This is a genomic window from Metasolibacillus meyeri (genome assembly GCF_003049505.1).
Classification (GTDB): Bacteria; Bacillota; Bacilli; order Bacillales_A; family Planococcaceae; genus Metasolibacillus; species Metasolibacillus meyeri.
The window spans coordinates 1-13,501 of record NZ_PYWN01000094.1 but is presented as its reverse complement, the minus strand read 5'-3'; the positions used below and the strand labels follow the sequence as shown (position 1 = coordinate 13,501).

Sequence of the window (13,501 nt, the reverse complement as noted above, 5' to 3'; positions counted from 1 at the left end):
AGATGTGTATAAGAGACAGATATAATCCATTAGCTTTTTGATTTTCTCTTTTCATCATCTAATTCCTATCTTTGTAACAAGTATTCTTATTACGCTAAGTATTTCTCTAGTTTTTTACTAGGTATAGCTAATAATCTCATATTTAATTTTCAAGTTTGGTGCTGTGTAGCACTACACAAACGGTTTCCTACAAAATACAAAAACCTTGAAACCAAATATACTAAGGTTTCAAGGTTTTTCATGTGTCAGTCAAAAACGTCCCCAGTAGGATTCGAACCTACGACCGCGAGCTTAGAAGGCCCGTGCTCTATCCAGCTGAGCTATGGAGACAGTTGCTTTAATAACGCAATTGGTATTAAAGACAATATTTATTATATGAATAAAACGTCATAAAGTCAACACAATTTTTTAAAATTATTAACAAGCAAATTGTAGTGTTTCAAATAGCTCACCTTGACGGGTAAAGCACTCGACTTTGTATGCCTTATCTTCCACTGTGATAACGACATAGCTTTGCTCTCGTCGACCTCGTGGCATTAGGAGGCTACCTGGATTAATAAATAGAATACCATCAATCATTTCTGCCCCAAGTAAATGGGAATGACCGAAGCAGCAAATATTCGCGCCAATTTCTTTAACGCGGTACGATAGTGGTAGTAAGGATGATTTAACTTGAAATAAGTGTCCATGTGTAATGTAAATTTTCACATCACCTTGCGATACCACTTCCTCGTCTGGGAAACGATTGTCTGTATAATCGCAATTGCCGCGCACGCGGACTACATTTGCCAAATGTGGGTGGTCATATGATAGCTCACTATCACCACAGTGAATAAGTAAATCACTATTCTCCTGTTGCTCTCGCACAAGACGAATGACTTCTGCATCGCCATGTGTGTCGCTCATTACTACTATTTTCATACTTACTGCCTCCTTTTCATTCCATTTAAATTAATGTCGGAAGTACGTCTGCTAATTTGCGAATGGCATTGCCGCGATGTGAAATCGCGCCTTTTTCCTCTGGAGAAAGCTCAGCCATTGCACGCTGTAACTGTGGTACATAAAAAATTGGGTCATAGCCAAAGCCATTTGTACCGCGCTTTTCTTCTAAAATAACACCTTCACAAGTGCCAAACACCGTATATGTTTCCAACTGTGGACCTGCTACTGCAAGGGCACAGCAAAAGCGTGCTGTACGTTGTTCTTCAGGTACACCTTGAAGCTTTTCTAACACTTTTACGATATTTGCCTCATCATCATGGTCACCTGCATAACGAGCTGAATAGACGCCTGGCTCGCCGTTTAATGCGTCGATGGCTAAACCGCTATCATCTGCAATCACAAGCATTTGTAATGCCTCCGCTAATGCCTCTGCCTTCAATACAGCATTTGCCTCAAACGTCGTACCCGTTTCTTCAATTTCCATATTAGGTGCAACGTCAAACATTGTGACAACTTCATAGCCAAGCGGTGTGAATAACGCTTCAAAATCCTTTGCTTTGCCTTTATTTTTCGTTGCGATTACTACTTGCTTCGTCATATGTGCTTACGCTTCCTTTCTCGTCTCAATCAGTGCTGCAATCGTGCCTAATGCTTCTTTTTGATGTGCAATCAGCTCTTGAATACCTGCTTCACCTAGCGCTAATAGTTCATTTAATTCTTGTCGAGAAAACGTGGCTTCCTCGCCTGTACCTTGTACCTCGACAAAGCGCCCTTCACCAGTCATGACAATATTCATGTCCACTAGTGCTGCAACGTCTTCCACATAGTTTAAGTCTACTACAGCGCCAACCTCTTCGACAATGCCAACGCTTGTTGCAGCTAAGTAGTCAATAATAGGGAAAGTTTCAAACGGCTTTTCTTCACCTAGCTTCGCAATCGCTTGTGCCATTGCCACAAAAGCACCCGTAATTGATGCTGTACGTGTACCACCATCCGCTTGAATGACATCACAATCAATCCACACCGTTTTTTCACCTAGCGCTTGTAAATCGACAACAGCACGCAATGCACGCCCGATTAAGCGCTGGATTTCCATCGTACGACCATTTATCTTACCGCGTGCTGATTCACGCTGTGTGCGTTGTGCTGTGGCTCTAGGCAGCATCGAATATTCAGCCGTAATCCAGCCTTTGCCTTGTCCTCTTAAAAAGCCTGGCACTTTCTCCTCTATCGTCGCTGTGCAGATGACCTTTGTGTTCCCTACTGTAATAAGGACAGAGCCTTCTGGATGCATTAAGTAATTCGTATCAATATGGATTGGGCGCAGTTCATGTACCGCCCTTTCATCATGTCTAATCATGAAAATCCTCCTTTTTATTCGCGCACTAATCTTACCATATATTATGTACTCAAAAAAGTGGTAAGTAGTGAACCGTAAAAAGCTATCTGAAAAGTGGGTTGTTCCCCCTCTTTTCAGATAGCCTAATTAAAATGTAATTCGCTCGATGTTTAAATTTTGTTGCCCTAGCCATCTTTCAGCTATTGCGCGGAAAATAGGTACAGAGCCTGATGTAAAAAAAACATGCTGTGGTGCTATATCATTTGTACGCAATTGATTTTGATAAGATAAAAACTCCAGTACATGACAAGCGGTTTCTTCTGCTGATGATACGACATGTACGCCCCCTCCTACAGCAGCTTCAATTTGCTTTTGTATAATAGGGTAATGTGTACAACCTAAAATGACTGTATCAAAGCTTACATCCTTAAGCGTTTTTAAAGCCTCTGCTACTAAATCATAAGAAAATTGTCCTTCATATTCGCCACTTTCCACAAGTGGCACAAATGTAGGACAGGCAAGCGGTATCACTTTCACTTTCGTTGATAGTGAATACAATGCCTTTTCGTATGCAGCACTTTTAATTGTACCCTTTGTAGCAAGTACAACTACCTCATTGCGCTTCGTTTTTTTCGTTGCCGCACGTGCACCTGCATTGATGACGCCGATAACAGGTATCGCCATTTTTTTTTGCAAGCTTTCCAAAGTAACCGCTGTTGCGGTATTACAAGCAACAACTAACATTTTAATATTCATTTTTTCTAAAGTTTTTGCCATTTGCCATGTAAATTGGCGCACTTCTTGCTCCGTCCGTGGTCCATATGGGCATCTAGCAGTATCACCAATATAGTATATGATTTCATTCGGGAGCAGCTTCATTATCGCCTTTGCGACCGTTAGCCCACCAACCCCCGAATCAATTACACCTATAGGGGCATCCATATAAACCGCCTCAATCCTATTTCATTTGTACATGTAGTTTTCTTAATAGTCGCACTAAATCTGTCGCTTCTTCCACATCGAAATCATCCATAATGTTACGTAAATAATGGCGACGTTGTTCAATCACTTCTTGAATAATTCGCTCTCCTTCAGGCAGTAAATGAATGCGCACAACACGACGATCCTGTTCATCACGTACACGTTGCACAAGCTGGGATTTCTCCATTCGATCCACTAAATCTGTTGTTGTACTAAAAGCTAAATACATTTTAGTTGATAAATCACCAATCGTCATATCGCCTGCTTCTCCCAACCATTGTAGCGCTACAAACTGTGGAGGTGTTATTGTATAGTTACTTAAAATTTCACGACCTTTTTGTTTAACTAAGTGTGAAATAAAGCGTAGTTCCTTTTCTATAATCGCTATAGAGTCAACACTATGTTTTTCATTATTATGCATATTACAAAATCACTCCTAACAACAATTCATAGCTCTATTTTGAGGTTTTTTTAAGAAAATAGCAAGCTCACGTTCCATTTAACTTTAATTCTTGAAGTCGTAACAATTCGATTAATGCTTGCGTCCTGCTTGAAACACCTAATTTTTGTATCGTATTGGAAATATGATTGCGAACGGTTTTTTCGCTAATAGCCAATTTTTCCGAAATTTCTTTTGTCGAGTAGTCTTCGATTAATAGTTGGAATATTTCACGCTCTCGTTTTGTTAATAATAAGCGCGACTGTGAGTTCCCCATATTATACACCCTCCTATCCTGTTCTTTGTAAAATATGTGAATAGGAGCATTACGGTGAGGGCGATTTCACTACTTTGTTTGCATTAGTTGCTTTGTCTGCTCTGACCACGCTTGGGCTTTACCTGTTTGACGATTTATTTGCACGATTGTACCGCGTCCTGTAAACACAGGTAAATTCTTTTCATTTTTTGCAAGATAGTGAACATCAACCGAGCTAGCGCCTATTTTTGCAGCTTTTACAAAGATGCGTAATTGTTCATCAAAAAATACTTGCTGCAAAAAATCGCATTGTAAATCGGCTACCACAGGAATTGTTTCACTGTTTGGCGATGTCCAATCTGCCATTAAGCCGAGCGATTTTAAATATTCGATACGAGCCATTTCAAAATAAGTAAATGGCACTGTATTGTTTAAATGGCCATACATATCTGTTTCGCTAAAACGTACTTTCACATCTACCGAAAATTTAAATTCTTCCATCCACTGTTCTGTATTATCAATATATGCTGCACGCATAAAAAATCCCCCTTGCCATTTCTTTTGTCATTGTAAAATGAATACTTATTCATTATAACATAATAATCAATTATTTTTAGCACCGCAACTAGGTGTTGACAGACTAAATGGCACATTGTGTTACGCTATATTTTTGTTGAAGACTAAACACAGTTGATTTCCGTTGTGAGGGACCCTTTTCACGGACATGGGCTTCAACTAAATTTTTCATCCACTCCAATCAACTAGAGAAGGCATTTACTCAATAAAATACATGCTATTCAAAAGTGAACCTATTAGAATTAAAAAAATGAATCTATTTTATTATAGAGACACCATTGACGATGAAAGGCACTCAAAATAAAATGCCTACTTTCTAAAAAAAGACAGTAAAATGGATTGACAATCAGCTACACATATTTTGAGTAATCTTTTTATATGGTATTTTTAGCTTTCTCTAAAAAGATAAGCAACTAGCATATCAATCTATTTAAAAGACCACAGCTTTTGGTAGTGACTTATTTTCATAAAACACAAAAAAGCTGCGTGTAAAAGACATGCTTTACACGCAGCTCCTTAACTATATGATTAGTCTACCATATGGTCAGAACCGAAGAAGTTCTTGAACATTTGAACAGTCGCAGCACGGTTAAGTGAAGCGATTGAAGTAGTTAAAGGAATCCCTTTTGGACATGCAGCTACACAGTTTTGTGAGTTACCGCAGTTTGCTAAACCACCGTCGCCCATAATTGCAGCTAAACGCTCGTCTTTATTCATCGCACCTGTTGGGTGTGTGTTGAATAAACGAACTTGTGATAATGGTGCTGGTCCGATAAACGAAGCCTTTTCAGATACGTTTGGACATGCTTCCATACATACACCACATGTCATACATTTTGATAATTCGTAAGCCCATTGACGTTTGCGCTCTGGCATACGTGGACCTTCGCCTAAATCGTACGTACCGTCAATCGGAACCCATGCTTTTACCTTTTTCAAGGCGTTGAACATGCGGCTACGGTCAACTTGTAAGTCACGTACAACTGGGAAAGTTTTCATTGGCTCTAAGCGAATCGGTTGTGCTAATTTATCCACTAATGCTGAGCAAGATTGCTGTGGGCGACCGTTAATCACCATCGAACATGCACCACAAACTTCCTCTAAACAGTTCATATCCCAAGTAACAGGTGTTGTCGTTTTGCCATCAGCTGTCACAGGGTATTTTTGAATATGCATTAAAGCTGAAATTACGTTCATACCTGGACGGTAAGGTACGCTAAATTTCTCTTCACGTGTTTGACCATTTTCCGTATCTTGACGGACAATAATCAGTTCAACCGTTTTGCCAGTGTTTACTGCTTCCATGATTAATTATCCCCTTTCGAAGAATAGTCGCGTTTACGTGGCGGAATTAATGAAACGTCAACTTCTTGATAAGAAATAATTGGCTCACCAGTAGCTGGGTCAAATTTCGCCATTGTTGTTTTTAAGAAGTTCTCATCGTCACGGTTCGGGAAATCAGGTTTATAGTGAGCACCACGTGATTCATTACGCAGCAACGCACCTTTTGTCATCACTTTTGCAAGATACAGCATATTCTTTAACTGACGCGTAAAGTGAGCGCCTTGGTTTGACCATTTTTGTGTATCATAAATATTGATATTTTCCCAACGTTGTTGAAGCTCTGTTAATTTCTCGTACGTTTTTTCTAAGCGATCGTTATGACGTACAACTGTCATGTTGTCAGTCATCCACTCACCAAGCTCTTTATGCAATAAGTATGCGTTTTCACTACCATCCATTTTCAGGATTTCTTCCCACTTCTCTGTCTCTTCTTTCACGCGTACATCAAAAATAGACTCTGGTAAGTCTTCTGCATGCTTTTTAAGACCTTTTACATATTCTACAGCGTTCGGTCCTGCAACCATACCACCGTAAATTGCTGATAATAATGAGTTCGCACCTAGACGGTTTGCACCATGCTGTGAGAAATCACATTCACCAGCCGCAAATAAGCCAGGAATTTCTGTCATTTGATCGTAGTCAACCCATAAGCCACCCATTGAGTAGTGAACTGCTGGGAAGATTTTCATTGGTAATTTACGTGGGTCATCCCCTACGAATTTCTCATAAATTTCAATGATACCACCAAGTTTAACATCTAATTCATGTGGATCCTTATGAGAAAGGTCTAAATACACCATGTTTTCGCCGTTAATACCAAGTTTTTGGTTAACGCAAACATCAAAAATTTCACGTGTTGCAATATCACGTGGTACTAAGTTACCGTAAGCTGGGTATTTTTCTTCTAAGAAGTACCAAGGCTTACCATCTTTATAAGTCCAAACTCGTCCACCTTCACCACGAGCTGATTCAGACATTAGGCGGTTTTTATCATCGCCAGGAATCGCCGTTGGATGGATTTGAATAAATTCACCATTGGCATAAGAAGCACCTTGTTGGTAGACGATAGAAGCCGCAGAGCCTGTGTTAATAACAGAGTTTGTTGTTTTACCGAAGATAATACCAGGACCACCCGTCGCCATAATAACAGCATCACCGCGGAATGCACGAATTTCTTCTTTTACTAAATCTTGCGCTACGATACCGCGACATACGCCCTCGTCATCAAGCACAGCACCAAGGAATTCCCAGTGCTCATATTTCGTTACTAAACCAGCTACTTCGTGTGCACGAACTTGCTCGTCTAATGCATAAAGTAATTGTTGACCTGTCGTTGCACCAGAGAATGCTGTACGGTGCATCAATGTACCACCGAAACGACGGAAGTCAAGTAAACCTTCTGGTGTACGGTTGAACATTACACCCATACGGTCCATTAAATGAATAATACCAGGCGCTGCATCACACATCGCTTTTACTGGTGGTTGATTTGCTAAAAAGTCCCCACCATATACTGTATCGTCAAAGTGAATCCAAGGAGAATCCCCTTCACCTTTCGTATTTACCGCACCATTAATTCCGCCCTGCGCACAAACAGAGTGTGAGCGTTTAACTGGAACTAATGAGAATAATTCAACTTGAGTGCCTACTTCGGCTGCTTTAATCGTTGCCATTAAGCCGGCTAAGCCGCCACCAACAACGATGATTTTGCTTTTTGCCATGATTTCTTCTCACTCCTCTTTCTATAGCTAAAACTTCTCTCTTAAACGAATGCTAGGATAGCTGCTACACCCATAATGCTTAGAATAGCAAAAATAACCATCGTTACATATGTTGCAATTTGCTGTGATTTTGGAGATTGTATAATACCCCAGCTCACTAAGAATGACCAAATGCCGTTCGCTAAGTGGAATGTTGCAGATAAAATCCCCACTATGTAGAAGCCAAGCATCCACGGTGATGCAACGATTTGTTCCATCATATCAAAGTTCACTTCAGTACCAAGCGCTTTTTGAATACGCGTTTGGAACATATGCCATGCAATGAATACAACTAGGAAAATACCTGTCATACGTTGAATGCGGAATGCCCAGTTACGGAACGTGCTAAAGCGTGAAGTATTATTTGTTGCTGTAAATGCAATATACACTCCGTAGAAAGCATGGAACATTAATGGAATATAAATAATGATCCATTCCATAGCTAATAATAGTGCATGTGGAACTAACTCCATCATTCCAGTTGCGCTATTGTAAGTTTCTTCACCACCAACTGCAGTGAAGTTCAAAGATAAGTGGAACACCAAGAACAGACCTACTGGAATAATCCCTAATAGAGAATGTAAACGGCGCCATAAAAACTCACGATCTTTTGACAAGACTGTTACCCCCCTTAGTACTTATAAATACGCAAATCAAGTCGTCACGAAATTGTAAACGTTGTCCATTGACTGCGCATTTCATCATGGTACAATATTATGACATGTCCATTGTACTCTCAACCTATTAGAGCGTCAAGGTCGCTAGCAATAATTCCTTTCTCTCACTAAGTGTTTTTTTTGCTGGTTTATGTACCTTTTTGTTGCGTATTGTCGTTTTTTTGCACAATTCAAATGAATATAAGAAATTTTAGAAAGAGGTTTTTGTTGATGGAAACCGGTAATACAAAGACGATTCCAACGTTTGGCTATGAAATACTACGCGATTATGTGCTATCCTCCATTCTAGGAAAACACGAGGGAGATGTACTTTATTGGTCAGGCAAGGAAATCGCACGAAAATTCCCACTTTTTTCAATGGAGGAAGCATCCACTTTTTTCAAAGAAGCTGGCTGGGGCACATTGACTTTGGAAAAAGAAACAAAAGACAGCCGTACATATATTTTGACTGGTGATCCAGCTATTTTAAAGTTTGATAGCCGTTGCTTCCGTCTTGAAGCAGGCTTCTTGGCACAGCAATTACAGCATCAAATTGGCTACTTAACAGAATGCTATGATGAAACAAATAGCAAAAAGCAGTATGTTCAATTTCATTTAAAAACAGATTTGAAGGAAAAAATATAAAATGAGGGGCTTGTTTGAAAAGGTATTGCCTTTTTAAACAAGCCCCTTATTTTGGTTGGGCGATTTTCGACGTTCGCTGGGCGAATCGTTACTTTTGAACCATAAAATTCAATGCTTTTCTTTTAAGGTGAAGCAATTGCTAATCAGACTGCCCCTTTTTCACCGCTTCCTCCTGAAAATACGTATGAATCTTTTCAGCAAGCGCTGTTGGAATACGCTGTGCTGTCAGCTCTTCAAGCGTTGCCTCGCGAATTTTCTTGACAGAGCCAAATGCTTTTAATAGCTGTTGCTTGCGCTTCGGCCCCACACCTTCAATATTATCTAGCACAGATTTAATTGCGTTTGTGCCATGCTGTTGACGTAAAAATGTGATGGCAAAGCGATGCACCTCATCTTGGATGCGCTGCAATAAATAAAAACTATCGCTTGTTCGCTTAAGCTCTATCGGTATGGGTGGTTCACCGAATAAAAGCTGGGATGTATTATGCTTGTCGTCCTTCGCAAGCCCTGCAATCGGAATGTACAGCCCTAGCTCATCTTCAATCACTTCGCGCGCTACTTCCATTTGCCCTTTTCCACCATCGATTACGATTAAATCAGGTAGCGCTAAATTTTCCTTTAAGACGCGACTATAGCGGCGGCGAATCACTTCCTGCATTGCACCATAATCATCGTGGCTCGCTGTTTCTCGCAGTTTATATTTGCGGTACTCCTTTTTCGCTGGCTTGCCATCAATAAAAACAACCATCGCAGAAACGGCATCTGCCCCGTGCATATGGCTATTATCAAACGCTTCTATACGAAGTGGTGTCGCAATGCCCATCGCCTCACCAAGCGCCTCACACGCCCCTACAGTGCGTACTTCCTGTCTTTCGATTAGCTGGAATTTTTCATGAATGCCAATCTCGGCATTTTTCATTGCCATATCCACTAGCTCTTTTTTTGCGCCGCGCTTTGGAATAAAAACATGTACGTCTAACAATTCCTCAAGCAACGCTTCATCAATCTTAGCCGGAATTAATATTTCCTTTGGTTTTAAATGCTTCGTTTCCTCATAAAAGCGACCAACAAATGTTAAAAACTCTTCTTCTGGATCACGATAAATAGGGAAGATTGAAACATCACGCTCGATTAATTTACCTTGCCGTACAAATAATACTTGCACACACATCCAGCCTTTTTCTACTGCAAAGCCAAATACATCACGGTTTGATAAATCTTTCGTAATAATTTTTTGCTTTTGCATAATCGCCTCAATATGTGCAATTTGATCGCGGAATTCCTTGGCTCGCTCAAATTGTAGCTGCTCTGCGGCTTCATACATTTGACGTTCTAAGTTTTGCTTTACTTCGACATAATCACCATTTAAAAACTTCGCAATTTCCTCTGCCATATCACGATAAACTTGTGGTTCAATCTCTTTCACACAAGGTGCTAAACATTGCCCTAAATGATAGTACAAGCACACTTGTGTTGGCAGTTGCGCACATTTTCGAAGCGGATAGATGCGATCTAACAGCTTGCGTGTTTCATTCGCTGCATATGCATTTGGATAGGGACCAAAATATTTTGCCTTATCCTTACTAATTTTGCGCGTTGTTAAAATGCGAGGGTATTTTTCATTCGTGATTTTTATATACGGATACGTTTTATCATCCGTCAGCATAATATTGTATTTCGGGTCGTATTGCTTAATTAAATTTAACTCTAGCATGAGCGCCTCTAAATCTGAAGCTGTCACGATATATTCAAAGTCTTCTATTTCACTAACTAAACGCTGTGTTTTCCCATCATGCGTACCAGAAAAATAGGAGCGCACACGGTTTTTTAATATTTTTGCCTTGCCGACATAAATGATTGTTCCTTGTCGGTCTTTCATCAAATAACAGCCTGGTTCATCTGGCAAAATGGCTAATTTATTTTGAATGATTTCATTCATCATTTATCACCTATTACTTTGTCATATAGCCTAATCATAACGAAAATTAAAAAACCGCGCTACTGATTTCGCAGTAAGCGCGGCTTCATATTATTTGTTAGAGTCGATAAAGTCGATTAACGCTTCTTTCGGTTGGAAACCAGCCGTTTTCGCTTTTAATTCGCCATCTACGAATAATAATAATGATGGGATTGACATGATTTGGTACTCTGCTGCTGTCGCTTGGTTGTTATCAACATCCACTTTCACGATTTTCACATCGTTACCGATTTCCGCATCTAATTCCTCAAGAACAGGTGCAATCATTTTACATGGTCCGCACCAAGTTGCCCAAAAGTCTACAAGAACTACGCCGCTCGCGATTTCTTGTGAAAAGTTTTGATCTGTCGCTTGTATAATTGCCATTTTAAATAGCCTCCTTCAACTAACATCTGCCTGTAGTATAGCATGTTTAAAATACCAATAACAGTGAATTGCTCATTTTTGTAGTACGTTTGGAATGAATTTTTCATATCGCATTAAACGTTATATTCGTATTGAATTAGCGCTACTTTTTCATTGCAATATAGCGCACTGCCATTGCGACTAATTTCCTTAAAGCCTAGCTTTTCTAACATTTTTTGCGAACCAATATTTGTCGCATGTGTTTCACCTAAAAATAAGGTGATATTCAATTTTTCCACACCGTATTGCATCAGTTGCTGTATCACTTTTGTTCCTAAGCCTCTTCCCCAAAGCTTTCTTTCACCAATCGTTATACCAACTTCTGCTTGATGATGATGTATTTCTGCTAAATCCGCATAGCCAATTAGCTTCTCTTGATATTCAATGCCTAATCTGATAAATGTAGCATTGTTTAGGTGTATACAACGTTCCCACCATGCAGCCAGTTCCCCTTCTTCTCGCTCGATCTCCCAGCCACTTGCCGCACAAAATTCTGTATCCTTACTCCATGCTAAAACATAAGGAAAGTCTGCTTGCTGCAAAGGCCTAAGCTTTAAAACGTTCATCTGACTCACCCCTCTTACTAAAGATACAATTATTTCATGATAAACTGAAGACCTATGAATTTCTCTAAAATTAACACAAAAATACTCAAACTTTTATGTATTGGACATCGTTTATTAAGTAAGGAAAGGGGGAGTATTTTTGTTAACTATTCATGACTTAAAAGAAATAATGAATCTATATACCGAGTCCTTAATACGATTAGCTTATTACTACGTAAAGGATCGCCAAGCAGCTGAAGATATCGTACAGGAAGTATTTATCAAACTGTATCATCATCCAGATAAATATGAAGAACGAGGAGAACTACAAGCTTTTTTATATAAAATGACTGCTAATAAAAGCAAGGATTACTTAAGAAGCTGGTCGTATAGAAAAGTACAGCTACAAAATAAAATTTTCCCGTTAGACAGTAAAATGGAAGTAGACGAATTGGTTAGAAAAGAGGAAGGAACCATAATAGGAGACGCCATTCTTGAATTACCGCTAAAACAAAGAGAGGTACTCATTTATTTTTATTTTAATGAAATGAAGATTAAAGCTATCGCCAATATTTTGTCTATCCCAGAAAGTACAGTGAAAACACGATTAAGGAGAGGAAAAGAACTATTAAAAAATAAATTGAAAGACATTCAATGGGAGGTGCTTTTAAATGAATAACTATACACCTACTGAAATAAAAGACTTACAAGCCATTAAACAACGCGTGATGGATAATGTATTGCAAGAAATTGAACATAGCCCACGCAAGTCATCAGGTAGCTGGCGTTTTATTGTATTAAGTGCGATTTTAACAATTAGCTCTATTTTCTTTATCGTCAATCAAGTATTTATAGTGGATAAAAATGCGACAAAGGTTGACTTTACCGAACCTGTATTTCTCGAAGAACAAGGTTTATTTTATTTGCATGGCGTGACATTAGGTGATTCGCCATCCAGAATAATCGAAACTTTAGGTAAAAATTATACAACCGAATATTTTGAGGATGGCAGTAATGCCGATCTTATATTTGATTATGAAGGTCATCTAAGACTTTATTTTATAGAGGAAGAGTTAAGAACTCTTATTCTTATGGGGGTCAATGAAGAACGTTTTCATGAAGTATTTACTCATTATAATGGTACAAAATTCACCAATGATGATACCCGTTTCATTTATTCAAGTGAAACATCCCAGATAATCAAAGCCGAATATACGCCCTATGGATTATATGTATATTTAATGTATATTGATCCAGAGTATGCAAAAACTCAAGAATTTCTAGATCAGTTAAGCAATTCAGATTAAAAAATTCTTCACTAACTTATCTATTTATTCCCCAAAATACAGCAAAGAAAAACACCTTACATTGAACAGTAGCTACAAAAATACTAACTAAGTCATATTTTTATTAAAAGTCAAGTAAATGTTTATCAAGCTCTATAACTAAGTAATTCAATACAATGTCACACATTAGATAGGGTTAAAAGGAGAGGATAGATGAACAGGGGGCTTACATCTATCCTTTTCAGATTGATGTTGAAAGATAAAAAAGTCGGGAACTAAAAACTCGATCCATTAGCTGTGGGTCGAGTTTTTTATTACACTAAATAATTTAATGAGGTTTTTCCTAATA

Annotated in this window: 16 protein-coding genes and 1 tRNA gene; 3 read left to right on the top strand and 14 right to left on the bottom strand. The window is 38.9% G+C overall.

Annotated elements, in window-relative coordinates; genetic code table 11:
* Nucleotides 1–256: 256 nt before the first annotated feature.
* The 11 genes from C9J34_RS14005 to C9J34_RS13955 all read right to left on the bottom strand — a co-directional run bounded on the left by C9J34_RS14005 (nt 257) and on the right by C9J34_RS13955 (nt 8,254).
* Nucleotides 257–330 (bottom strand) — tRNA-Arg (locus C9J34_RS14005).
* Nucleotides 331–417: 87 nt separating this feature from the next.
* Complete coding sequence (locus tag C9J34_RS14000; protein ID WP_107840799.1) at nt 418–921, bottom strand: metallophosphoesterase family protein; 504 nt, start codon at nt 919–921, stop codon at nt 418–420.
* Between the two features lie 25 nt (nt 922–946).
* Entirely contained in the window at nt 947–1,540 is a 594-nt protein-coding gene (locus C9J34_RS13995; RefSeq protein ID WP_107840798.1) for an XTP/dITP diphosphatase, read from the bottom strand.
* 6 nt (nt 1,541–1,546) lie between these two features.
* Nucleotides 1,547–2,302 (bottom strand): ribonuclease PH, encoded by a 756-nt coding sequence (gene rph, locus C9J34_RS13990; RefSeq protein WP_107840797.1) that lies wholly within the window; start codon nt 2,300–2,302, stop codon nt 1,547–1,549.
* A 126-nt stretch (nt 2,303–2,428) separates the two neighbouring features.
* A complete protein-coding gene (racE, locus tag C9J34_RS13985; protein WP_107840796.1) occupies nt 2,429–3,223 on the bottom strand; it encodes a glutamate racemase in 795 nt (264 codons plus the stop codon).
* A gap of 16 nt (nt 3,224–3,239) precedes the next feature.
* Nucleotides 3,240–3,683, bottom strand: coding sequence for a MarR family winged helix-turn-helix transcriptional regulator (locus C9J34_RS13980; protein ID WP_107840795.1), 444 nt, complete (start codon nt 3,681–3,683; stop codon nt 3,240–3,242).
* A gap of 67 nt (nt 3,684–3,750) precedes the next feature.
* Nucleotides 3,751–3,978: a helix-turn-helix domain-containing protein gene (locus C9J34_RS13975; protein ID WP_107840794.1), complete on the bottom strand. Its 228-nt coding sequence runs from the start codon at nt 3,976–3,978 to the stop codon at nt 3,751–3,753.
* Nucleotides 3,979–4,047: 69 nt separating this feature from the next.
* Entirely contained in the window at nt 4,048–4,494 is a 447-nt protein-coding gene (locus tag C9J34_RS13970) for an acyl-CoA thioesterase (RefSeq protein WP_107840793.1), read from the bottom strand.
* A 567-nt stretch (nt 4,495–5,061) separates the two neighbouring features.
* Complete coding sequence (gene sdhB / locus C9J34_RS13965) at nt 5,062–5,838, bottom strand: succinate dehydrogenase iron-sulfur subunit (RefSeq protein ID WP_107840792.1); 777 nt, start codon at nt 5,836–5,838, stop codon at nt 5,062–5,064.
* 2 nt (nt 5,839–5,840) lie between these two features.
* Nucleotides 5,841–7,598, bottom strand: a complete 1,758-nt coding sequence (gene sdhA, locus C9J34_RS13960) for a succinate dehydrogenase flavoprotein subunit (RefSeq protein WP_107840791.1) — start codon at nt 7,596–7,598, stop codon at nt 5,841–5,843.
* Nucleotides 7,599–7,639: 41 nt separating this feature from the next.
* Nucleotides 7,640–8,254 (bottom strand): succinate dehydrogenase cytochrome b558 subunit, encoded by a 615-nt coding sequence (locus C9J34_RS13955; protein WP_107840790.1) that lies wholly within the window; start codon nt 8,252–8,254, stop codon nt 7,640–7,642.
* Nucleotides 8,255–8,524: 270 nt separating this feature from the next.
* Here C9J34_RS13955 and C9J34_RS13950 point away from each other — a divergent pair, with 270 nt between their 5' ends.
* Nucleotides 8,525–8,938 carry a YslB family protein gene (locus tag C9J34_RS13950; protein WP_107840789.1) on the top strand — a complete coding sequence of 138 codons (414 nt, stop codon included), beginning with the start codon at nt 8,525–8,527 and terminating at the stop codon, nt 8,936–8,938.
* A gap of 139 nt (nt 8,939–9,077) precedes the next feature.
* On the opposite strand, the gene uvrC is transcribed toward C9J34_RS13950, so the two are convergent.
* From uvrC to C9J34_RS13935, 3 genes are all read right to left on the bottom strand, one after another.
* Nucleotides 9,078–10,877, bottom strand: coding sequence for an excinuclease ABC subunit UvrC (uvrC, locus tag C9J34_RS13945; RefSeq protein WP_107840788.1), 1,800 nt, complete (start codon nt 10,875–10,877; stop codon nt 9,078–9,080).
* A gap of 90 nt (nt 10,878–10,967) precedes the next feature.
* Nucleotides 10,968–11,282, bottom strand: a complete 315-nt coding sequence (gene trxA, locus C9J34_RS13940) for a thioredoxin (protein WP_107840787.1) — start codon at nt 11,280–11,282, stop codon at nt 10,968–10,970.
* Nucleotides 11,283–11,395: 113 nt separating this feature from the next.
* Nucleotides 11,396–11,887 (bottom strand): GNAT family N-acetyltransferase, encoded by a 492-nt coding sequence (locus C9J34_RS13935; RefSeq protein ID WP_107840786.1) that lies wholly within the window; start codon nt 11,885–11,887, stop codon nt 11,396–11,398.
* A gap of 139 nt (nt 11,888–12,026) precedes the next feature.
* On the opposite strand from C9J34_RS13935, the gene C9J34_RS13930 reads away from it, so the two are divergent.
* The gene (locus C9J34_RS13930) at nt 12,027–12,545 is read left to right on the top strand and encodes a sigma-70 family RNA polymerase sigma factor (protein ID WP_238600665.1); all 519 of its coding nucleotides are present in this window, start codon (nt 12,027–12,029) and stop codon (nt 12,543–12,545) included.
* Complete coding sequence (locus C9J34_RS13925) at nt 12,538–13,173, top strand: hypothetical protein (RefSeq protein ID WP_107840785.1); 636 nt, start codon at nt 12,538–12,540, stop codon at nt 13,171–13,173. The genes C9J34_RS13930 and C9J34_RS13925 overlap by 8 nt, the downstream gene beginning before the upstream one ends.
* Nucleotides 13,174–13,501: the final 328 nt, after the last annotated feature.

Bases quoted from the DNA above. Each gene is read 5' to 3' on its own strand.
- C9J34_RS14000 (WP_107840799.1), bottom strand. From the start codon at position 921: ATGAAAATAGTAGTAATGAGCGACACACATGGCGATGCAGAAGTCATT.
- C9J34_RS13995 (WP_107840798.1), bottom strand. From the start codon at position 1,540: ATGACGAAGCAAGTAGTAATCGCAACGAAAAATAAAGGCAAAGCAAAG.
- rph (WP_107840797.1), bottom strand. From the start codon at position 2,302: ATGATTAGACATGATGAAAGGGCGGTACATGAACTGCGCCCAATCCAT.
- racE (WP_107840796.1), bottom strand. From the start codon at position 3,223: ATGGATGCCCCTATAGGTGTAATTGATTCGGGGGTTGGTGGGCTAACG.
- C9J34_RS13980 (WP_107840795.1), bottom strand. From the start codon at position 3,683: ATGCATAATAATGAAAAACATAGTGTTGACTCTATAGCGATTATAGAA.
- C9J34_RS13975 (WP_107840794.1), bottom strand. From the start codon at position 3,978: ATGGGGAACTCACAGTCGCGCTTATTATTAACAAAACGAGAGCGTGAA.
- C9J34_RS13970 (WP_107840793.1), bottom strand. From the start codon at position 4,494: ATGCGTGCAGCATATATTGATAATACAGAACAGTGGATGGAAGAATTT.
- sdhB (WP_107840792.1), bottom strand. From the start codon at position 5,838: ATGGAAGCAGTAAACACTGGCAAAACGGTTGAACTGATTATTGTCCGT.
- sdhA (WP_107840791.1), bottom strand. From the start codon at position 7,598: ATGGCAAAAAGCAAAATCATCGTTGTTGGTGGCGGCTTAGCCGGCTTA.
- C9J34_RS13950 (WP_107840789.1), top strand. From the start codon at position 8,525: ATGGAAACCGGTAATACAAAGACGATTCCAACGTTTGGCTATGAAATA.
- uvrC (WP_107840788.1), bottom strand. From the start codon at position 10,877: ATGAATGAAATCATTCAAAATAAATTAGCCATTTTGCCAGATGAACCA.
- trxA (WP_107840787.1), bottom strand. From the start codon at position 11,282: ATGGCAATTATACAAGCGACAGATCAAAACTTTTCACAAGAAATCGCG.
- C9J34_RS13935 (WP_107840786.1), bottom strand. From the start codon at position 11,887: ATGAACGTTTTAAAGCTTAGGCCTTTGCAGCAAGCAGACTTTCCTTAT.
- C9J34_RS13925 (WP_107840785.1), top strand. From the start codon at position 12,538: ATGAATAACTATACACCTACTGAAATAAAAGACTTACAAGCCATTAAA.